Here is a 20,525-nt window from a genome sequence, read left to right on the forward strand (position 1 = left end):
CGCTCCTTGACGGCGGTCAAATTGGAGCGAGTCCCGCTGTTTTGTTTCGGCGTGCGTCGTGGGGAGTATTATTCGTCAGCTTGGAAGCATATGCAAACATCCGCAATCTCATAGGAATCAGGGGGATGACTTAGGTCGAAACCGTGTCGAGAAGTTCGCGTACATTGTGGGCAAGTTGCTTTGCGGAATAGGGCTTGCGTAGCCATCTTTGTGCGGACACCATGTCGCGGCCCGCCACGCCAGGCTCGGAATATCCGGAGGTCAGCATCACCGCTATACCCGGCCGCAGGATGCGGGCCTTCCTCGCAAGCTCATCGCCGGTTATGCCGCCAGGCATTACGATGTCGGTAAATAGCAACGCGACATTTTCTTCGCGCGTGAGTATTTCGACGGCTCGCTGCGCGTTCTCCGCTTCCAAGATATTGTAGCCCATCGACGAGAGCCTTGCGACCACCACGCGGCGAACACGAGCGTCATCCTCAACGACCAGAATTGTTTCTGATCCGCCCGGTAGCGGTTCCGCGACAGCAGGCTTTTCCTGGATGCATTCCGGCTGTTGGCTCGCTGCCATGGCAGGCAGATAGATTCTGACCGTGGTGCCGCGGCCAACTTCGCTGTAAAGCTGGAGATGCCCACCGGACTGCTTGACGAAGCCATACACCATGCTGAGACCGAGGCCAGTGCCTGAACCCGCCTGCTTCGTGGTAAAGAACGGTTCGATGGCGTGCTTCTTGACTTCGTCCGTCATGCCGAGGCCGGTGTCGCTCATCGAGATCAGGACGAAATTGCCACTCCGGACCTCGGGATACATCTTGGCGCAATTGGCATCGAGATGGACGCGCGAAATCTCCATCGTAAGGCTCCCGCCTTTTGGCATGGCATCTCTTGCATTTAATGCAATATTCAAAATTGCGTTCTGCAGCTGCGAGCTGTCGACCAAAACACCTAGTCCTGAACCCGCGATAACGGTGGAGAATTTGATATTCTCTCCAAGCGTCCGGCGAAGCAGATCGGAAAAGCCGGTGACGAGCTGTCCAAGATCATCATACTGCGGATTGAGAGGCTGGCGCCTGCCGAATGCCAACAACTGCCCAGTCAGTTTCGCTCCGTCGGCGGTAACTTCCTGGGCTTCCTGCAAGATGTCACGAAGACGGCCTTGCGGAAGCTTGTCTTCGATCATCTCGAGATTGCCACTGATCACGGTCAAGAGGTTTCTGAAATCGTGGGCGATTCCGCCCGTCAGTTGTCCAACTGCTTCCATCTTCTGAGCCTGCCGGAGGTCTTCCTCGATTCTGTAACGACTGGTGAGATCCCGCACGAAACCGGTAAAGATGCGCTGCCCGTTCCCGGCAGCCTCGCCGACATGCAGTTCCATGGGAAACTGTGTGCCGTCAGCGCGCTGACCGGTTACGACACGGTCGTAGCCGATGATGCGCTTTTCGCCTGTCCGGAGATAGTGCTCGATATAGCCGTCATGGTCATTGTGGTACGGGTTCGGCATCAGCTTGCTGACATTGTGCCCGCGAACATCATCCGCCGGCATGCCGAATAGCCTTTCGGCGGCCTTGCTGAACGACAGGACATTGCCTTCGTGATCGATGACAATCATCGCATCAGGCACCGTATCCAGAATCGAAGTCAGGTGTGCCTCGCGCGCGGTGACCGCCTCCTGAGCCAGTTTCAGGGCGCTGATGTCATTGTTTGCCTGGATGATCGCAGAGCCGCCTTCGAGAAGATTCACGAGAACGCGTCTCGACACGACATGGACATCATGCCCGTTCTTATTGCGATGGACGACCTCGCCCTGCCAGAAACCGCGGGACTTCAGCTGGCTGCGGATGCTTTCGATCGGTTCCGGAGAGCGGGTCGCCAGGAGCTCGTGCACGGTTTCGCCAACGGCTTCTTCGCGCATCCAGCCATACATGTTTTCACAGCCGATCGACCAGTGGGTTATCACTCCGTCGAAGCGGTGGATGATGATATCCGCCCCATCCAAGACATGCACCATTGCATCGAGTTCCTGATAGGATGCGGTTCTCGGCGAAACGAGACGATGTGGCATGGCTGCGGACCTGCGTTGACTTGCGTTAAAGGAGGCTAACGCTGTGGCAGGTTTTTTCCAAAAAATCATCAGCATTGCCCGACAGCTGAACCACACGGTCCAAATTCATGATCCTCAAGGCATGCCGGCCTTCGGGAACTACGATGTTGCGCGACGCAAGCTTGGTGATGGTCCTTGAAACGGTTTCGATGGTGAGGCCGAGGTAGTCGGCGATATCCTGGCGATTCATGGGAACGCGCAGCAGGCGATGATTGAGGTCGTTTTCGGCGTGTGTCGCGAGCTTCAGGATGAAGCTGCAAAGGCGCTCTTCTGCATTTTTCTTCGACCGCAGCACCATGTGATCCTGCGCTGCTGCCACTTCGCGGCACAGCAGGGCGATGTACTCTGGCCGGAGGCACTCGCAGCGGGCGATTTCGTCGAGGAAGGCCTTCCTGGTGATGCGGCGAATTTTGCATTCCGTAACCGCTTCTGCAGTGAAAAGGATATCGCTTTGAAGAGACGCACCGATGAGATCACCGGAAAAAAGAAACGCGGTGATGACGCGCCGACCCTCTCCGATGATACGATGCAGACGCACAACGCCTTCGGTGACCTGAAAAAGATGTTTGACGCTATCACCCTCCCAGCAGATCGCCTTGCCCGCAGCGACCGTTTCCGTAGCGGACAAAAGGAATAGGGAGGACAGCGACGTCGCCGTGCGAACCGGCTCGTTTGTAAGTTCGTTGTTTTCGAAAGCCGCATTCTTCTGCATCAGCATTGATCGTGTTCCCGTGGTCAATGAGGACATCTGACGTTAGCCGAGTCACACGGGAATGATGGCAGCGTGCCAAAAAGTGAGAGTTTGTAACAGTTTGTAACGGCCACGGCAGTCGGTCCCAAACAAGCGCTTCGTTGATTTAGATCAAGGAGCCGGCACCCGGTCCATGACAGTGCTGTCCATAGTAGCGAGAGCGCCGGCCGCCGCCGTGCGGTCGTCTGCGCAGTGGGACGACATCATGAAATACACAAATGAAACAATGGTGGTTGCTGTTGGCGCGTTTCTAGCCTTGCTCGGCGCAGCATTCGCTCGCGATCATCTCTTCGCTGTCCATATGGCGATACTGTGCTTCTGTCTATTTGCAGGCACTATGCTGCTCATGAGGAAGTTCGATTTTTCACCTGCCGGACGGCAGCATAAGGTCGACACGTCCGGCTATGTTGACGAAGTCATACGCTACGGCCTCATCGCGACCGTCTTCTGGGGCGTCGTAGGCTTCCTCGTCGGCGTTATCATTGCGGCGCAGCTGGCGTTTCCGGAACTCAACGCCGCGCCTTACCTTAACTTCGGGCGGCTGCGCCCGGTTCATACCTCCGCAGTGATCTTTGCGTTCGGCGGCAACGCCCTTATTATGACGTCCTTTTACGTCGTGCAGCGTACCTGTCATGCCCGCCTGTTCGGCGGCAGTCTGTCCTGGTTCGTCTTCTGGGGCTACCAGCTGTTCATCGTCATGGCTGCCACCGGCTACATTCTCGGAATTTCGCAGGGTCGTGAATATGCAGAGCCCGAATGGTATCTCGATCTCTGGCTGACGATCGTCTGGGTCGCCTATCTCGTCGTCTTCTTGGGAACGATCCTGAAGCGCAAGGAACCGCACATCTACGTGGCGAACTGGTTCTATCTCGCCTTCATCGTTACGATCGCAATGCTGCACGTCGTGAACAACCTTGCAGTTCCCGTCTCTTTCCTGGGATCGAAGAGCTACTCGCTGTTTTCTGGCGTCCAGGACGCGCTAACGCAGTGGTGGTATGGCCACAACGCCGTCGGCTTCTTCCTGACGGCCGGCTTCCTCGGAATGATGTATTATTTCGTTCCCAAGCAGGCGAACCGCCCGGTCTATTCCTACCGGCTGTCGATCATCCATTTCTGGGCTCTGATCTTCATGTATATCTGGGCCGGGCCGCACCATCTGCACTACACTGCGCTGCCGGACTGGGCCCAGACGCTCGGCATGGTCTTTTCGGTCATGCTGTGGATGCCTTCGTGGGGCGGCATGATCAACGGCCTGATGACGCTGTCGGGCGCCTGGGACAAGATCCGCACCGATCCCATCATCCGCATGATGATCATGGCAATCGCCTTTTATGGGATGTCGACCTTCGAGGGTCCCATGATGTCGGTCAAGACCGTCAACTCACTCAGTCACTATACGGAATGGACGATCGGTCACGTCCACTCGGGCGCGCTTGGCTGGGTCGGCATGATCACCTTCGGTGCGATCTACTCCATGACGCCGAAGCTTTGGGGGAGGGAGCGCCTCTACAGTCTTCGCATGGTTAATTGGCACTTTTGGCTGGCAACTCTTGGCATCATTATCTACGCGGCCGTTCTTTGGGTCGCAGGGATCCAGCAGGGTCTGATGTGGCGCGAGTATAATTCGCAGGGCTTTCTCGTGTACTCCTTCGCAGAGACAGTGGCCGCAATGTTCCCATACTACGTGCTGCGCGTCGTCGGCGGCGGCCTCTACCTCGCCGGTGGTCTCGTGATGGCATGGAACGTCTTCATGACGATCCGCGGCCGCCTGCGGAACGAGGCAGCTATTCCGACCACTTACGTGCCCCAGACGCAGCATGCCGAGTGAGGTGAAAAATGGCATCGATATTGGACAAACATAAAATCCTCGAGAAGAACGCCACACTCCTTCTGGTCTGCTCGCTCCTAGTAGTCAGCATCGGCGGCATCGTCGAAATCGCTCCGTTGTTCTATCTCCAGACCACGATCGAGAAGGTGGAGGGGATGCGGCCATACACACCGCTCGAGCTAGCTGGCCGCAACATCTACATCCGCGAAGGCTGCTACGTCTGTCACAGCCAGATGATCAGGCCGTTCCGAGACGAAGTGGAGCGTTACGGCCACTATTCTCTCGCGGCCGAATCCATGTTCGACCATCCATTTCAGTGGGGATCGAAGCGAACCGGTCCCGACCTGGCTCGTGTCGGCGGCCGCTATTCGAACGAATGGCACTTCCAGCACCTCTCCGATCCGAGAGCAGTCGTGCCTGAATCGATCATGCCCAAATACGCGTTCCTCAAGAAAAACGAGATCACTGCCAGAGTCGGCATGGATGATCTCAAGGCCAACGAGGACGTCGGAGTGCCTTACACGGACGACATGCTTGCCGAGGCCGAGGCTGACATGAAGGCGCAGGCCGATCCGAGCGCCGACACTACCGCGCTCCTCCAGCGTTATCCGAATGCAAAGGTCGGCGACTTCGATGGCGATCCGAGGAAGCTAACCGAAATGGATGCCCTGGTGTCCTACCTGCAAATGCTCGGGACGCTGGTCGACTTCTCGACCTATGACGACGCCACCGGCTACCGATGAGGTGAACCAATGGAAACTTACACGGCAATGCGGCACTTCGCCGACAGTTGGGGCCTTCTGTCGATGGCGGTGTTCTTTCTAGGCGCAGTCGTCTTCACGCTCCGTCCCGGTAGCAAGCAGTCCGAAAAGCAAGTCGCCGCTATTCCGCTGGAGGATGATTGAGATGTCGAAAAAGCATATCGATGAAATCAGCGGCGTCGAAACCACGGGACACGACTGGGACGGCATTCGCGAACTCAATACCCCGATGCCCAGGTGGTGGGTATGGACATTCTGTGCGACGATCCTCTGGGCGATCGGATATGCCGCCGCCTATCCGGCAATCCCAATGATCACGTCCGCCACGAAGGGGTACATTGGCTTCTCGAGCCGTGGCGAGCTCCAGCAGGATCTCAACCATGCCAAAGCTGGAAAGATGGCGTTCCAAGAGATGATCGCGGCTAAGTCCGTCCAGGATATCGACGCCGATTCGGCCCTTCGCGAGTTCGCGATCGCCGGCGGGGGTTCTGCATTCAAGGTCAACTGCGTACCTTGCCATGGCTCCGGCGCTAGCGGCGGACCGGGATTTCCCAATCTTAACGACGATGACTGGCTATGGGGCGGCGATCTCAAGACGATTCAGACGACGATCGCCCATGGCATTCGCTTCGACGGCGACGCCGACACGAACGTCTCGCAAATGCCGGCCTTCGCCGACATCTTAAAGCCGGAGCAGACGAAGCAGGTCGCAGCATATGTGTGGGGCCTAACCAACATTCCTTCCAATCCGGCACTCGCCGAATCCGGTAAGCAGATATTTCTCGACAACTGCGCGGCCTGCCACGGCGAAGACGCCAAGGGCAACGCTGAGATAGGCGCGCCCGACCTCGCCGACGCGATCTGGCTCAAAGGACGTGGCGAGGATTCGATCGTTCGCCAGGTGACGGCTCCCAAGCACGGCGTGATGCCAGCGTGGGGCGGCCGCCTAGGCGATACGACCATAAAAGAACTGACGGTGTTCGTGCATTCGCTGGGCGGTGGGACCTGAAGAAATACGATATGACTACCCATGATTACAACCCGCTTTTCACTGTGTACGGCGCTCCGCGCGCGGTCGTACACGCCCGCGTCTCAGTGCGTGCCAAGCCGGACGATGTAAAGCGAGAGCAGGGCAATCCGGAAAAAATCGGCAGTTCGAGGTGAGTTTGACTTGCGTCAAGGAGCACGCAACGACCAGCCGATAGATTGCCATTTGTGAGGAAGTTCCCAGCGGGCACTCTCCCCCGTAGTTCCTCACGAGGCCACGCCACCCGTCCACAGGGGCGTGGCCTTCTTTTTGGCTTCTCCGGTTTGACCTGGATCAAGGAAGGATGCTGCCGAAAGTCGCACACGGGCAGGTGAAATGGAACTCGTCCTATGAACCTCTGCACAGCGCCAAATCCCCCCAAGGACGTCGAACGGCGCCATGCAGAGCGTGTAGACGCCCGACGCAACCGCCAGCCGCTCTACGCGGCGCGGAAGAAGGTATTTCCCAAGCGGGCCGAAGGAAAGTTCCGTCGGTTCAAATGGATCATCGCCTTGATCACGCTTGGAATTTACTATCTGGCCCCGTGGATACGCTGGAACCGCGGACCTTACGCACCGGATCAAGCAATACTGGTCGATTTGGCCTCACGGCGTTTTTTTTTCTTCTTCATCGAGATCTGGCCCCAAGAGTTTTACTACGTGGCGGGCCTGCTTCTCATGGCTGGGTTCGGCTTGTTCCTGGTCACATCCGCTGTCGGACGTGGCTGGTGCGGTTATTCCTGTCCGCAAACCGTGTGGGTCGATCTCTTCCTTGTCGTCGAGCGGGCGATCGAAGGAGACCGAAACCCCCGCATGAAGCTCGATGCCGGCCCCTGGACATTTGAGAAGCTTAGAAAGCGGGTGGCGAAACATGCCCTCTGGCTGACAATCGGCGTAGCCACGGGCGGCGCGTGGATATTTTATTTTGCCGACGCACCGCAGCTTATGAAGTCTCTCGTGACAGGCGGGGCCCCCACAGTGGCTTACGCCACGATCGCAACCCTGACTGCGACCACCTACATTTTCAGCGGGCTGATGCGCGAGCAGGTGTGCACGTACATGTGCCCCTGGCCCCGCATCCAGGGCGCGATGCTGGACGAAAACTCTCTAGTCGTTACCTTTAATGATTGGCGGGGTGAACCGCGTACGCGCCATGCCAAGAAGGCGGAGGCATCAGGTCAGGCTGTAGGAGACTGTGCCGACTGCAACGCCTGCGTGGCCGTCTGTCCAATGGGTATTGATATCCGTGACGGCCAACAAATGGAGTGCATCACCTGCGCGCTTTGCATCGATGCTTGCGACGGCGTGATGGACAAGATCGGCAAGCCGCGCGGTCTCATTGCCTACGCCACTCTCAGCGATTATTCGAGCAACATGCGCCTTGCAACCGATGGCGGCAGATTGCCTGTGCAGCCGGCGCGCGTCCGAAATGCCGAGGGGACATTCGTCCGTGCGATCCGGCATTTCGACTGGCGCATCATCTTCCGTCCACGCGTGGTTTTCTACGCCGCCGTTTGGGCGGCGATTGGCGTCGGGATGCTTGTCCATCTGGGCCTCCGCGAACGGCTGAAATTGAACGTCGTCCATGACCGCAATCCGCAGTATGTACTCATATCCGATGGCTCGGTCCGCAACGGCTACACGCTCAGAATTCTGAACATGGTGCCCGCACCCAGAAAGGTGAACGTGCGGCTGGAGGGCCTGGACGGCGCAACCATGCGCATCCCCGAGATCAGCATGCTGGATGGGCGTGCCTTCATCATCGACGCCGAGCCTGACGCGGCGACGACCCTCAGGGTATTCGTGACGCGGCATGAGACCGCAACGCCCGTCAGTGGCTTCCTGTTCGTCATCGAGGACGCCGACCACACGGACAGGGCTCTTTACAAAGCCGCATTCAACACTCCGGGAGAAGCCAGATGACCACACAAGTTCCTGCACGAGCTTTTACAGGCCGCCATATTCTTTTGATCATGGTGACGTTCTTTGGAGTGGTGATCAGCGTCAACGTCACTATGACTTGGTTTGCGTCTTCAACCTGGAGCGGGCTCGTGGTCGAAAACACCTACGTGGCCAGTCAGCAGTTCAACAGCAAGGCAGCTGCGATGAAGGCGATGGCAGCCTCCGGCATTGCCGGAACACTTTCCTTCAGCGCTGACGCAATCCATTACGACATCCGCAAAAAGGATGGCTCGCCCGCTGCCGTGGACGAGGTCGCTCTCAATTTCAAACGGCCGGTCGGAGAGCACGAGGATTTCCAGCTGCCCGCTGAGAAGATCGGAGAAGGAAAATTCGTAGCCCGTCACATCCTGCCTGAAGGTGACTGGATAGTGGAAATCACCTCCCGGCACGGGGGAACTATGGTGATGCACGAGGCAAGACGTATCGACACCGCGGAGTTTGGCAAATGACCTGCTGCACGATGGACGCCGAAAGCGCGATGGCCCTCAGCGACACGACTCCTAGTGCCGAGGAAATAACACTGGCGAGCCATTCGCTCGGCGATGCGCTGCGCCAACTCGATCTGAGCGTGCCCGATATCCACTGCGGCGCGTGCATAAGCACGATCGAGCGTGCTTTGGGGCAGCTACCTTTCGTCAGAAAGGCACGCGTGAACCTGACGGCGCGTCGCGTGGCATGCATCTATCGCGAGACGATGGACGGCGATCCGGTCAACCCAACTGAGATCATGGCAGCGATCAGCGCTGTCGGATACAGGGCACATCTGTTTGCGCCGCTTGCAGGCGAGAATGACAAACCGAAAAACCAACTGCTTCTGGCAGTGGGAGTATCCGGTTTTGCGGCCGCGAACATCATGCTGCTGTCGATTTCGGTCTGGTCCGGAGCGGATGCCGCTACTCGCGACATGTTCCACTGGATTTCGGCGATGATCGCCGCTCCGGCGCTTGTCTATGCCGGGGGCTTCTTCTTCCGCTCGGCATGGAATGCGCTCAAGCACGGCCGGACGAACATGGATGTGCCGATCTCGCTGGCAGTGGCCCTTTCCTATGCCGTCTCGCTTTGGGAGACGATGCACCACGGCGAGCATGCCTGGTTCGATGCTTCGGTCTCCCTGCTGTTCTTTCTGCTGATCGGAAGGACGCTTGACCATATCATGAGGGAGAAAGCCCGTGCGGCAATCAACGGATTGGCCCACCTTGCTCCGCGCGGTGCTCTGCTGATCCAGCCTGATGGGTCTAAACGCTACGTGCCCCTCGAAGATATCGCCGTCGGCGATGAAATTTCGGTCGCGGCAGGCGAGCGTATTCCTGTCGACGGCGTCGTGGCAGGCGGCGCAAGCGAAATAGATCTGTCGATCGTGACCGGCGAGAGCGCTCCGGTTGCCGTCGCCGGGAATGACGAAGTCAGGTCGGGTGCGATGAATCTCACCGGCTCGCTCATCTTGCGCGCCACAAGCACGGTCAAGAATTCATTGCTTGCGGAGATCATTGCTCTGATGGAGGCCGCCGAAGGCGGCCGGGCGCGATACAGACGCATCGCAGACCGTGCAGCGTCGGTTTATTCTCCCGCGGTCCACTTGCTGGCGCTCATGTCGTTTCTCGGCTGGGGTATATTCGGCGGCGACTGGAAGCAGGCGATGCTCGTGGCTGTTGCCGTGCTGATCATCACTTGCCCGTGTGCCCTGGGTCTGGCGGTTCCCGTTGTCCAGGTGGTTGCCGCCGGCGAACTTTTCCGCAGGGGGATTATGGTGAAGGATGGCTCGGCATTGGAGCGATTGGCCGATGTCGACAGCATTGCATTCGACAAGACCGGCACACTGACGATGGGCGTTCCGTATCTGATCGAGGTCGAATCCGCTGATGAAAAGAGTTTGGCGGTGGCCGCCGGCCTGGCCGCTCATTCGCGGCATCCGCTGGCGCAGGCACTTCTTCGCGGTCCCGCGGCAACGGCTAGATCCTTCGATCGCGTGACGGAGATCGCCGGCGGAGGATTGGAGGCCGTGACAACGGAAGGCACATATAGACTGGGCAGTTCGTCCTTTGCCCGCGAAGAGTCACGGCAAACGACAGGCGCAAATGGCCCCTTTTCGGAGGTCGTATTGTCGAAGGATGGGCAGGCGATGGCCCGGTTCTTTTTCGACGACACTTTAAGGCCTGGGGCGGCCGAAGCGGTCTGCGAGCTGAAGGCCGGAGGCCTTGAAACGATAATCGTATCGGGTGACCGGCAGGCAGTCGTCGACAACGCCGCGCGTGTAATCGGCATCGACAGAGCGCTGGGCGGGTTGACGCCGAAGCAGAAAGTTGAGGAGTGCGAGCGCCTCTGGACCTTTGGCCGCCACGTCCTGATGGTTGGTGACGGCATCAATGATGCGCCTGCACTTGCAGCAGCCCACGTCTCCATGGCTCCCGCGACTGCTTCGGATATCGGCAGACAAGCCGCCGACCTCGTATTCTTCAACGATCGCCTGACCGCTGTTCCGGATGCCATCGCAGTGGCAAAGCGGTCTGCCGGACTCATCCGTCAGAATTTTGCGCTGGCAATTGGATACAACGTTCTTGCCGTGCCGATCGCAATCGCCGGGTTCGCGACGCCACTGATTGCGGCGGTTGCCATGTCGACCTCTTCGCTGATCGTTATGGCAAACGCCCTGCGCCTGAACAGCTTGAGACAGCGGCAGCAGATAGCTGCAACGACGAGCAGCGCGGAAGACGCGGAGGTGTCGGCCGCATGAATATGCTCGTCTACCTGATCCCCATTGCTCTTGTGATGGGTGGGATCGGACTCGGCGCGTTCCTGTGGTCGCTGAAGAGCGGACAGTACGAGGACCTTCAGGGGGCGGCCTGGCGAATAGTCGCCGATGACGAAGATGACCGTGATGACGGAAGATACCAATAATCTGGAGAAGGGGACTGCCATGCTCGCTGTCAATCCGGCGTTGTTGAATTCTGATCTGTTCAGGGGATTGGAAGAAGATGCGCTTGAAGCCTTTATGGGCATCGCCCGGCTTCGAACCGTCGCGCCGCTGCAGCAGATTGTTGCTGAAGGAGATGATGCCAGATCGATGTTCTGCGTCATTCACGGCTATGTACGGCTCATCAAAACGGATCGCGCGGGACACCAGGCCGATATCTATGTCTGCGAGCCCGGGGATACATTCGGAGAATATCTTTTGTCGGTAGGCAGAACCTACGCCTATGGCGCTTGTGCGACCAACCACACGGCGATTGCGGAGTTCGATTTCGGATCTTTGGCCGCACTTCTCGACCGGTTCCCGCCGGTCGAGAAAAACATCACGCGGGCGATGGCGAGGAATTTCCTGGCGGCGGTAGAATGCATCGCTGCCGATCGTCTAAACACTGCTGTGCAACGCGTAGCGAACTACCTCCTCGACCGAGGCTTGCATGATACGACGTCTGCAGTGATCCGGCTTCCTTATCCGAAGCAGGTTCTTGCCCGTAAACTCGGACTGGCTCCAGGGGCTCTCTCTCGCGCGTTCGCCTCCCTCTCCACGTTCGGCATCGCTGTCAGAGGTAGGTATATCCATATCGCCGATGCCGATCTGCTGAGGACGGCATGTTAGGTCGCGCTCTGCGCCTCCCACACCTCACCCGTATGTTGGAGCTGCCGTTGCTGCCGCGATGCGGATGCTGCGTTTCAGCACGCCGGTGCGGCGGACTAGCGCGGAGATCGTGTGCCGTGAAGGTGGAAACATGCTCGAAGCTAAGTTATCTGTAGCGTCAATGCTGCAGTGGGGCAATAAAGCATGGACACGGATCGTATTCTGGTGGTCGACGACGATCCCCGGATAAGACAGATGTTGGTTCGGTATTTCGAAGATAGCGGATACAAGGTGCGCGCAGTCGGCGATGGCGCCGAAATGCGCGCTGAACTGGCCAAGACCGGCTACGCGGCGATCTTTCTGGACCTTGTTCTTCCGAAGGGCGAAAATGGCCTCGAACTGTTGAGGGAACTCCGCAACACGTCCGACGTACCGGTCCTGATGCTGACCGGTCAGGACGACATCACTGACAGGGTTGTCGGTCTGGAATTGGGTGCGGATGACTATATCGCAAAACCCTTCCACCTCCGCGAGCTTCTAGCACGGCTCCGTACCGTCCTGCGCCGCCGCAACGCGTGCCTCACAACCCCCCGCTCGTCAGGAGAGGAGGAGTGTTTTCACTTCGAAGGATGGCGCCTGGATATCGGCCGCCGCCGGCTGACATCTCCGTGCGGGGAGGATGTGCCCCTGACAACCGGCGAGTTCGACATGCTGCTCGTCTTCCTGCGGAATACCGGGCGCGTTCTTAGCCGTGAGACATTGATGGACATGACAAGAAATCGCAGCTTCGCGGCCTTCGACCGCGCCATTGACGCTCAAATCGCGCGGTTGAGAAAGAAAATCGAGACCGACCCGAAGGATCCCAGTCTGATTCAATCCGTGAGGGGCGTCGGCTACGTGTTCACCGCACAACTGCGCTAAATGCTTCATAATTGATCGGCGTCAATGTTCGCTCAAGCGCGCGCGTTATGTTCCTTCGAACAGCAACGTCCGACGTCACGAGCATCGGTTAGTCCAACACCTCCCAAAATACGCATAAACACCAGTCGACCTTGGGCAGCGGACCATTCCGGTCAAGACGTCAGAACAGCTGCCACCTTATGCGCCGAGATCGGCGCGGCTCTTTCCGTCCTTATCATTGGATTTGCTGCCCGTCCGCCGATCAGCGCTGGCAATTACGAGTTATATGCCCCCTGGCATGAAGGGCGTGCACGGGAAATAGGCATGTTGGACAGACGGTGCCGTGAAATCGATGGACTGACGACCGACATGGTCAGGCTGGAAAAGCGGGTTAGGGAAATCGAGACACTGCTGGGAGCCATGCACCTTCGCTGCGAGGTCAACACGCACTATGGCGACCAGGACAGTGTCGGTGATGCTGTGCGACAGCGGGCGCTTTATGCAGATCTAACAATAATCGGACCCTTACTTCTTGGAGACCGTGATCTCGCGCTGTCAGTTATTGACGGCAGTCTGGCCGAAACGGGAAAGCCGCTACTTGTTGTGCCGAAGGGCGCGAAGGCAACTCTGTGCCCACGGCACGTGCTGGTCGGATGGGATTGGCGCGTCGAGGCGTTCCGTGCGGTTCGAGAGGCTACGCGTCTCCTGTCTCGATCGAAGGAAGTTCGTGTCGTGATGTCCGATCGCGAAGCAGCCTGCAACGGAAACCGCGATCCGGGCGCCGACATTGCTGACTACCTCGCTCGGCACGGTGTTCGCGTGGCGGTCGATCGAATGCCGAGCGTCGGCCCATCACTCGACGCGGTCCTTGCGCGGCATGCAGCGGACGCATCCGCGGATATGATCGTCATGGGCGCTCACGGGTACCGGGGGCTGCGTCAACGAATCTTTGGCGGCGCCACGAGATGGATCCCTGAGAAGCTGCCATTGCCGCTGTTTTTGGCTCGATAATTTGCCGCCGGGCACCGATGCTGTTCGACGCATTGTATCCCTTGACTACGCGCCGGACGCGGCAGCATTCGCGAAGCCAGCGGATCTGAAACTCCCGGAGAAAAAGGACTGCAGCGTTCGGTCTGGCGTGCTTGCCGACATAGTCGTAGAACAGTCTTGCCGTTCTTCCGGAACGGGAATTTCGTTCCCATCCTCGTTATGGCTCCTGAAACATGCCGGAAGTCGTCGAGGCCCTCGGTTCGGCCGCCCGGTCGAAGCGAGTTTTTTCGCCTTGGCTCGGAAAAGGATCGAGTTCAGCCGTCCGAAGTAGACGTCGCTCTTACCTTTCCAGCCGGGTCATTCGGCAGCGAGCTGGTTGTCATGGATTTGGTGGTCACAATCTTCTTCGTTATAACTAGGTCACTGATTTAGGTTGCATGGCTTCATCCGCCACTAGCAGGCCGATTGATAGCCGCTCGCGTTGTCCGATCTCCGACAATGTGTCGAGGCCGCGACATAGAAGTGATTGTTCTAGGGCATTGGTTTAAAACGATTTTCTCCTTTGGCACGGTCCATGCTTGGCCATCTAGGAGCGCCCACTAAGCGTTCGCAACCCTCTACTGCCGTCAAAGGATAGTGCGAGTTTTGTCAAGCAACATCGGGGCGTCACTCAATGCGAGAAACGCATCTCTTCACCGCCTTCGTTGAAAATTTCCACTGAAGCCAAGACCGCTGATGTGGACCTAGGATCGATGAATGGGGGGCAAGGTCACGGGGAGGTTAGCGACCGATTACTGTCAGCCTCCGGCGGCTCGCAGTCTCAACCCGCTATCCCCATACAGAGAAATTGTACTTTCGCTATCGACGCAGCTCGAACCACCTCGTGGACGGCACCACTAACGGAGACAAACATGACGATCAACAAAATTGCATATGCCATTATCGTCGCAGGGACTGTCGCGGCGGCTTGTGAAGCTGACGCGTCCGACTTGATCATCGCACCCGATGCGGCCATCCCTAGCCCATGGCAGGTACGCCTGCGCGCGCTCGGCGCCATCACAAACGACTCTGGCCGGGTTGGTGGATTAACGGGCTCCGACCTCTCTTACTCTGACTCGGTCTTCCCAGAATTCGACATCTCCTATTTCTTCAATGACAATATCGCGGCCGAGCTCATCCTGGGCACGACCTATGCCAAGGTTCACGGTCGTGGCTCAATTGCCGGTTTAGGTGAGGTCGGCAAGACTTGGCTGCTGCCGCCGACATTAATGCTGCAATACCATTTCACCGATTTTGGTGCCTTCCGACCCTATGTGGGCGCTGGCGTGAACTATACAAAGTTCTACAATCAGTCAGGCAATACCGCCGAGAGCCTCCACGTCAAGAACGCGTTTGGCGTGGCCTTGCAGGTTGGTTTCGATTACATGATCGATGATCATTGGGGTCTCAACGTTGACGCGAAGAAGATCTTCTTAAGGCCGAATTTCGACGCTAATGTCGGCGGAAACAACGTCACTGGCAAAGCGAAGCTCGATCCCTTCCTCATCGGCGCTGGCATTACGTATCGCTTTTAATCCGGCTTCGACGACAACAAGCATCCCGCGCGAGTCACATATCGAGGGACGGTCATTCGCAGCAGCGCCCCTCGACCGGGCCTACGGCTGAAGTGCTCGTTTCAAGTTAGTTTAGCGCGGGACCGTCATGGACCACGCGGCCGGTTTCAGCTTGCCGCGTGGCGTCTCTGTGGAAGTGGGGCCAATTCTCGATTGCGAGTTTTGACGCCGCAGGAGCGACCGCATTCTGCGATCGCTGTGATCCGATGGGATCGCCGAGAAGGCTCGTCGGAGTTTCGGAATATTATGAGGCGCGTTCAAGGCGTGACCGAACGCGGATATTCGCAGTATCCGACGACGGATTAACGGGGACCTTTTTTGCCGGGTCTGTCAGAGCTGTTTCTCCATCAGAGCGGTCGCCTCGGCGCACACTGGCCTATGTATGATCATCTCGTCGCCTTCGGACAGAAGGGACAGCGCGAGCGCGTTGAAGCTACCACGCCTGGTGAGGGAATATGAGCCAACTTCTTCTCGAACATGCCGGTGGCAGATTGGCCGCGGTTGTCGGCGTCGCTGCCGTTCCTGGAAGCAGGGCATCGGCTGCTCAGTGCACACGAGAGACATGAACCAAAAATCCGCGTCAGAGTGAAAGTCAGTGCCGATTGACAGTGACCGCGAGGGCATCGGAAAGCCCAGCAGCCCCGTCCGTCGAAGCAAAGACACCGCACAAATATCAGCCTTTCCCAAACCCTGACGTACTCTCAACGCCTAGGTGGGTGAAGTCGGGGGCTTTTAACAGCCCTTGACCCGAGCTGGACTTCCGAGGACCTTTGCGCCTGCAGGAACATCTCGCGTGACTACGCTGCCAGCGCCCACGACCGCATTATCGCCAATCGTCACGCCCGGGAGAATGATTGCTCCACCGCCGATCCAGACGTGCCTGCCAATGCGGACGGGTCGTCCGAACTGCAGCCCTGCCTGCCTCTGCTCGGGATCATGCGGATGATCGGCGGTATAAATCTGCACAGCAGGCCCAATTGCGGTTCCTTCGCCAATCGTCACCTCTGCCACGTCAAGGATGACGCAGTTGAAATTGAGGTAAACGTGGGCTCCGATCCTGATGTTAAAGCCGTAGTCGCAGTGAAAGGGCGGACGGATAACCGCTCCAGGCCCGACCTCTCCTAGCCGCTCGCAGAGGAGCACATGCCACTGATCGGCGGGGTCGCCCAGTGTATTATTGTACCGCTTCAGCCAAGCCCCGGTGACCAGCAGGTCGGCTTGGATTTCCGGATCCGCCGCATTGTACATCTCGCCTGCCAGCATCTTCTCTTTTTCACTGCGTGTCATTGTTTCTTCTCAGATCGTGTTTCATAGAGGTGGTCAGTCGTTGATCGAGCCGAATTGCTCTTGTTCGCTCGATCGCAACTGCCCCGGCGACTGCAAGTGTAGGCTCAGAGGAGATAAAGCATTTTTTCCTCCGTAGGCGGCTGGGTCAATCATCGTCTACTCAAGCGGAGAAACATCCTGCCGAATAAGGGAAAGGCAGTAAGCAATCTTGCGCCTGTGCCAGCTCCGAAAGCGGGAGAATCGGACGAGGCGGCTCGGCTTGGGAGATTCCGAGCGAGTCTGCAAGCGCATAGACCGACCGAAGGCTGGAGAACTGCCTGAAGAGATCCCAGACCGGTTCAGGGCGGCATCGAGCCGGCGCGCTTCTGCAATATCGCCGGTTTGAGCAGCCATTACGATGCGGAGACAAATGCTGGGCATGACCCCCCTCGGCAAGCACGCTATACCAGGTATCGGCACCGCAGATCATGGCTTCTGTGGCGTTCCAGTCGCCACTGTAGCCGATCGAAAAATCGTCTGGCGTGATTCCTCTCTGGCCCGCCAGATGGCCTCCGATCTCATCGCTTTTGTCCGTCGGGTTCTTAATCGCGACAGTGCCGGATACTTTGGCCAAGCGCCCCACGAGCGCCGGCGTGAAGCGAAAATGTGTCGTTCCAGGATTGTCATAAATGAACGATTGGCAGACGGCTCTCATGGGCAACGGTCGAGAAGTGCTTGAAGACTTCATCCTCCGTGAGGGAGCGTAGGAGACGGTGGCAAGCAGGCCCGCGGCGCCCAAGGCTTTGGAATCCTGAGCCAACCTGACGTCCTCGTCGGTTCGCAAAGCACCGACTCCTACCACAACCGGTAAGCGGCCACCGGTTTCCTCGAGAGCCAACGCAAGTGCCCGGCGGCGTTCCTTTCGTGCGAGGTCCGTGTGGGTGCCGGTACTGCCGAGGAGACCGATGGAATCGACTTCAGCCGCGCAGAGCCGGGCAATCAGCCCGCGCAGCGCGTCCGCAGCGATCTGGCCGTCGCGTTTCATCGGCGTGATAGGAAATTTGGATAGTCCGCTCAAAAATTCATTCCTTACTCCCGATGTTCGTCTCATTCGCCGGTTGGATGGAGATCCAGCAGTATCCGTCATAGAACCTGAAGAGCCTGACGCAGATCGGCGATCAGATCGCTGACATCTTCAAGGCCTACCGAGAGACGGACGAGGTCTTCTCCGACCCCTTCGATCAAGTGAGCATCTTTCCGGATAGACTGGCGCGCCCGGAGTATGCTGGCCGGATGATAGATGAGGCTATCCGTGTCCCCCAGGCTCACGGCACGTGTCACCAACTGAAGCCGGTCCAGCATTGTTCGCGCACCTTCAAAACCCGAGTGAAGGCCGAAAGCAAGCATGCCAGACCCTTGGGTCATTTGCTTGCGCGCTATGGAACGGGATTCGAGGAAGGGATAGCTCACCCAGGCAACGGCTGGATGCGCCTCGAGCATGCGCGCGATCGCAAGGGCCGAAGCACTGTGTCGCTCCATCCGAAGAGACAGTGTCTTCAGTCCCCGCAGAATCAGGAATGCCGAGTGCGGCGACAATGTCGCACCCGTAATGTAGCGCAGGCCGGTTTCTCGCAACATATGAAGCGTTTCAGCGTCTCCAAGCAGCGCACCGCCCAGGGTATCGCCGTGCCCATTGATGTATTTGGTTAAGGAGTGCAGCACAATGTCGGCGCCATGTTCGATCGGCCGCTGGAGCGCGGGAGATGCAAAAGTGCTGTCCACCGCGACCTTTACATTAAGCCCGTGAGCACGCTCTGCGATCGCCGCGATATCAAGAATGGTGCTCAGGGGATTTACCGGCGTTTCGAAGTAAACCAGCTTCGTCTTGTCCGTGATTGCCGCGTCGAGGTTCGACGGTTCGGACAAATCCACGGGAACGACCTTGATCCCGAAGCGAGGCAGGCCCTGCTCTACCATGGCAACGGTATTCGAATACAGCGTGTTATGCACGACGAGCTCGTCGCCCTGCGACAGCAGTGACAGGATCAGGGTGCCGAAGGCAGCCATTCCGGTCGTCACCACAAGACCTGCCTCAGCCCCTTCCAGGTTGGCGAGCCTCTGCTCAAGAATCTCAGTGGTCGGGTTATATTCGCGGGCATAGAGCCTGCCGCCGTGCGATGCCGCAGCGTCATTCGCCGCCACGCTTTCAAAGCCATAGGTCGATGTCAGGAAGACGGGTGGCTGGACCGCTCTTGAGAAGGCGGCAGGATCGAACGCGTGGTGGATGGCCCGGGTGTCAAACCCAAGGCTCACGCCGTGCGACAGGTCGGAGTGGTCCTGGAGGTTGCCTTGTTGGTTGCTGCCGGTCATTGGTTCGCGGTATCCTCTTTGCTTCCGACCACAGTGGCAGCATACTGGTCCGCAAGAAATATCCAATTCCGCGGAAAGAAAATGGTCCAGTTGGAAAGTCAGGCAATACCCGAACGCGCAAGGAAGATGGGAGCACGCCAGATTTACGAGGCGCTCAAGGATCAGATCTTGAGCCAAGTTTATCAGGCTGGTGGTCAGCTGCCGTCATCTCGAAATCTGTCGAACGAGCTTGGCGTGTCACGAACGACCGTGACTGTCGCCTATGAGAGAGAGAGAGAGAGAGAGAGAGAGAGAGAGAGAGAGAGAGAGAGAGAAGAAAGCTGCAGCTCGCTCGCCTTGAAGAAATCCGACCCGATAATCCTACCACTACATGCCAACGCTTAGCATCGGAACCAACCAGAACAACCTTCGGCCATTTTTCCCGCGACGGTTGCTCGCCTAGCTTTCCGGCTGAGATTACATGCGCGAGGCCTCCTGGAATAGTATTTCCCGCATCCAGATGCTTCCAGGATCCGTGTTGTGAACGGCCGGCCACTGGACAGCCTCGGTGAACGGAGGAAGCGGGAGCGGAAGTTCGACGATTCGCAGGGGTATCGTTTTTGCGAAACGATTGGCCAGCCGCAATGGCATGCCCGCTATACGATTGGTTCCCAATAGTAATGGCGGGATCAAGTTAAAAGCGGGCACGACGAGTTCGATACGTCTCTTCAGGCCGTGCTCGAGCAATAACCAATCATCGATCAACGGCTTACGCATACGTCCGAAGGCAGCTTGAACATGCCCCATAGACATGTATCTCTCCAAGCAAAGCTGCCGTGGCAGCTGCTTGTTCGTGAGGCAGCCGACGCACACGAGTGTCTCATCGAACAGTTTTGCTTTGGGATGCGCGCTCGACATGAACAATTCCGGAAGAATTAAAAAATCGACATGACCGGAGTGAAGAAGCTCACCTGGATCGTCATCGAGAGGCACCAATTCGAAGCTGACGCCGGGGGCCTCCCGAGCCACGCGCGCCACGATCTTCTCAAAGAACACGTGTGTCATGAAGTCTGAAAGAATGACCCTGAAACGCCGCTCCGATTTCGCCGGGTTGAACGGTTCCGAGGAAACGATGGAGAACTGGATGTTCAGCAGGGTATCGCGGACCGCGCAGGCGAGGGCCTCCGCACGCGGTGTTGCAATAAATTCGCGGCCCTGCATTACAAACAGCTCGTCGCGGAAATAGATGCGTAGCCGGGCGATGGCTGCGCTCATGGCGGGTTGACTGAGGTTGATGCTGCGCGCAGCAGCGGTGACGCTTCGTTTGGTCATCAAAGCGTCGAGTGCAACGAGAAGATTTAGATCAAGACCCTTAAAACGCATGTCCGGATGTATCCATTGCGCGGACAAGCGCTACCC

General features: G+C 57.9%; 18 protein-coding genes and 2 pseudogenes. 14 read left to right on the forward strand and 6 right to left on the reverse strand.

The window, feature by feature from the left end:
* Positions 1-130 precede the first annotated feature (130 nt).
* A complete protein-coding gene (locus tag ISN39_RS34380; RefSeq protein WP_194732400.1) occupies positions 131-2,062 on the reverse strand; it encodes a PAS domain S-box protein in 1,932 nt (643 codons plus the stop codon).
* A gap of 25 nt (positions 2,063-2,087) precedes the next feature.
* Positions 2,088-2,819 (reverse strand): helix-turn-helix domain-containing protein, encoded by a 732-nt coding sequence (locus ISN39_RS34385; protein WP_194732401.1) that lies wholly within the window; start codon positions 2,817-2,819, stop codon positions 2,088-2,090.
* Positions 2,820-3,057: 238 nt separating this feature from the next.
* On the opposite strand from ISN39_RS34385, the gene ccoN reads away from it, so the two are divergent.
* The 13 genes and pseudogenes from ccoN to ISN39_RS34445 all read left to right on the forward strand — a co-directional run bounded on the left by ccoN (position 3,058) and on the right by ISN39_RS34445 (position 15,452).
* Entirely contained in the window at positions 3,058-4,680 is a 1,623-nt protein-coding gene (gene ccoN, locus ISN39_RS34390; protein ID WP_194732402.1) for a cytochrome-c oxidase, cbb3-type subunit I, read from the forward strand.
* An 8-nt stretch (positions 4,681-4,688) separates the two neighbouring features.
* Positions 4,689-5,423, forward strand: coding sequence for a cytochrome-c oxidase, cbb3-type subunit II (gene ccoO, locus ISN39_RS34395; protein ID WP_194732403.1), 735 nt, complete (start codon positions 4,689-4,691; stop codon positions 5,421-5,423).
* 9 nt (positions 5,424-5,432) lie between these two features.
* Complete coding sequence (locus ISN39_RS34400) at positions 5,433-5,585, forward strand: CcoQ/FixQ family Cbb3-type cytochrome c oxidase assembly chaperone (RefSeq protein ID WP_022719054.1); 153 nt, start codon at positions 5,433-5,435, stop codon at positions 5,583-5,585.
* A 1-nt stretch (position 5,586) separates the two neighbouring features.
* Positions 5,587-6,450 (forward strand): cytochrome-c oxidase, cbb3-type subunit III, encoded by an 864-nt coding sequence (ccoP, locus tag ISN39_RS34405; protein WP_194732404.1) that lies wholly within the window; start codon positions 5,587-5,589, stop codon positions 6,448-6,450.
* A gap of 11 nt (positions 6,451-6,461) precedes the next feature.
* Positions 6,462-6,646: pseudogene (locus tag ISN39_RS37405) on the forward strand (hypothetical protein).
* Between the two features lie 172 nt (positions 6,647-6,818).
* Complete coding sequence (gene ccoG, locus ISN39_RS34410) at positions 6,819-8,390, forward strand: cytochrome c oxidase accessory protein CcoG (RefSeq protein WP_194732405.1); 1,572 nt, start codon at positions 6,819-6,821, stop codon at positions 8,388-8,390.
* Entirely contained in the window at positions 8,387-8,878 is a 492-nt protein-coding gene (locus tag ISN39_RS34415; protein WP_194732406.1) for a FixH family protein, read from the forward strand. The genes ccoG and ISN39_RS34415 overlap by 4 nt, the downstream gene beginning before the upstream one ends.
* Positions 8,875-11,160 (forward strand): cation-translocating P-type ATPase, encoded by a 2,286-nt coding sequence (locus ISN39_RS34420; protein ID WP_194732407.1) that lies wholly within the window; start codon positions 8,875-8,877, stop codon positions 11,158-11,160. The genes ISN39_RS34415 and ISN39_RS34420 overlap by 4 nt, the downstream gene beginning before the upstream one ends.
* Positions 11,157-11,324, forward strand: a complete 168-nt coding sequence (gene ccoS / locus ISN39_RS34425) for a cbb3-type cytochrome oxidase assembly protein CcoS (protein ID WP_022719059.1) — start codon at positions 11,157-11,159, stop codon at positions 11,322-11,324. The genes ISN39_RS34420 and ccoS overlap by 4 nt, the downstream gene beginning before the upstream one ends.
* Positions 11,325-11,343: 19 nt before the next feature.
* On the forward strand, positions 11,344-12,009 hold the full coding sequence (locus ISN39_RS34430; RefSeq protein ID WP_194732618.1) for a Crp/Fnr family transcriptional regulator: 666 nt from the start codon (positions 11,344-11,346) through the stop codon (positions 12,007-12,009).
* A 183-nt stretch (positions 12,010-12,192) separates the two neighbouring features.
* Positions 12,193-12,909: a response regulator gene (locus ISN39_RS34435; protein WP_194732408.1), complete on the forward strand. Its 717-nt coding sequence runs from the start codon at positions 12,193-12,195 to the stop codon at positions 12,907-12,909.
* Between the two features lie 303 nt (positions 12,910-13,212).
* The gene (locus tag ISN39_RS34440; protein WP_246763614.1) at positions 13,213-13,899 is read left to right on the forward strand and encodes a universal stress protein; all 687 of its coding nucleotides are present in this window, start codon (positions 13,213-13,215) and stop codon (positions 13,897-13,899) included.
* Between the two features lie 890 nt (positions 13,900-14,789).
* Positions 14,790-15,452: an OmpW family protein gene (locus ISN39_RS34445; RefSeq protein ID WP_194732410.1), complete on the forward strand. Its 663-nt coding sequence runs from the start codon at positions 14,790-14,792 to the stop codon at positions 15,450-15,452.
* Positions 15,453-16,223: 771 nt separating this feature from the next.
* Here ISN39_RS34445 and ISN39_RS34450 read toward each other — a convergent pair.
* The 3 genes from ISN39_RS34450 to ISN39_RS34460 form a co-directional block, all read right to left on the reverse strand.
* Positions 16,224-16,778: a sugar O-acetyltransferase gene (locus ISN39_RS34450; protein WP_194732411.1), complete on the reverse strand. Its 555-nt coding sequence runs from the start codon at positions 16,776-16,778 to the stop codon at positions 16,224-16,226.
* A 160-nt stretch (positions 16,779-16,938) separates the two neighbouring features.
* A complete protein-coding gene (locus tag ISN39_RS34455) occupies positions 16,939-17,835 on the reverse strand; it encodes a dihydrodipicolinate synthase family protein (RefSeq protein WP_194732412.1) in 897 nt (298 codons plus the stop codon).
* 65 nt (positions 17,836-17,900) lie between these two features.
* The gene (locus tag ISN39_RS34460; RefSeq protein ID WP_194732413.1) at positions 17,901-19,127 is read right to left on the reverse strand and encodes an aminotransferase class I/II-fold pyridoxal phosphate-dependent enzyme; all 1,227 of its coding nucleotides are present in this window, start codon (positions 19,125-19,127) and stop codon (positions 17,901-17,903) included.
* On the opposite strand from ISN39_RS34460, the pseudogene ISN39_RS37410 reads away from it, so the two are divergent.
* Positions 19,038-19,397 (forward strand): annotated as a pseudogene (locus ISN39_RS37410) (winged helix-turn-helix domain-containing protein); the annotation flags it as partial. The gene ISN39_RS34460 and the pseudogene ISN39_RS37410 overlap by 90 nt on opposite strands.
* Before the next feature lie 186 nt (positions 19,398-19,583).
* Here the strand turns inward: ISN39_RS37410 and ISN39_RS34470 are convergent.
* Positions 19,584-20,489 carry a LysR family transcriptional regulator gene (locus tag ISN39_RS34470; protein WP_194732414.1) on the reverse strand — a complete coding sequence of 302 codons (906 nt, stop codon included), beginning with the start codon at positions 20,487-20,489 and terminating at the stop codon, positions 19,584-19,586.
* Positions 20,490-20,525: the final 36 nt, after the last annotated feature.

This window comes from Rhizobium sp. 007, from assembly GCF_015353075.1.
Classification (GTDB): domain Bacteria; phylum Pseudomonadota; class Alphaproteobacteria; order Rhizobiales; family Rhizobiaceae; genus Rhizobium.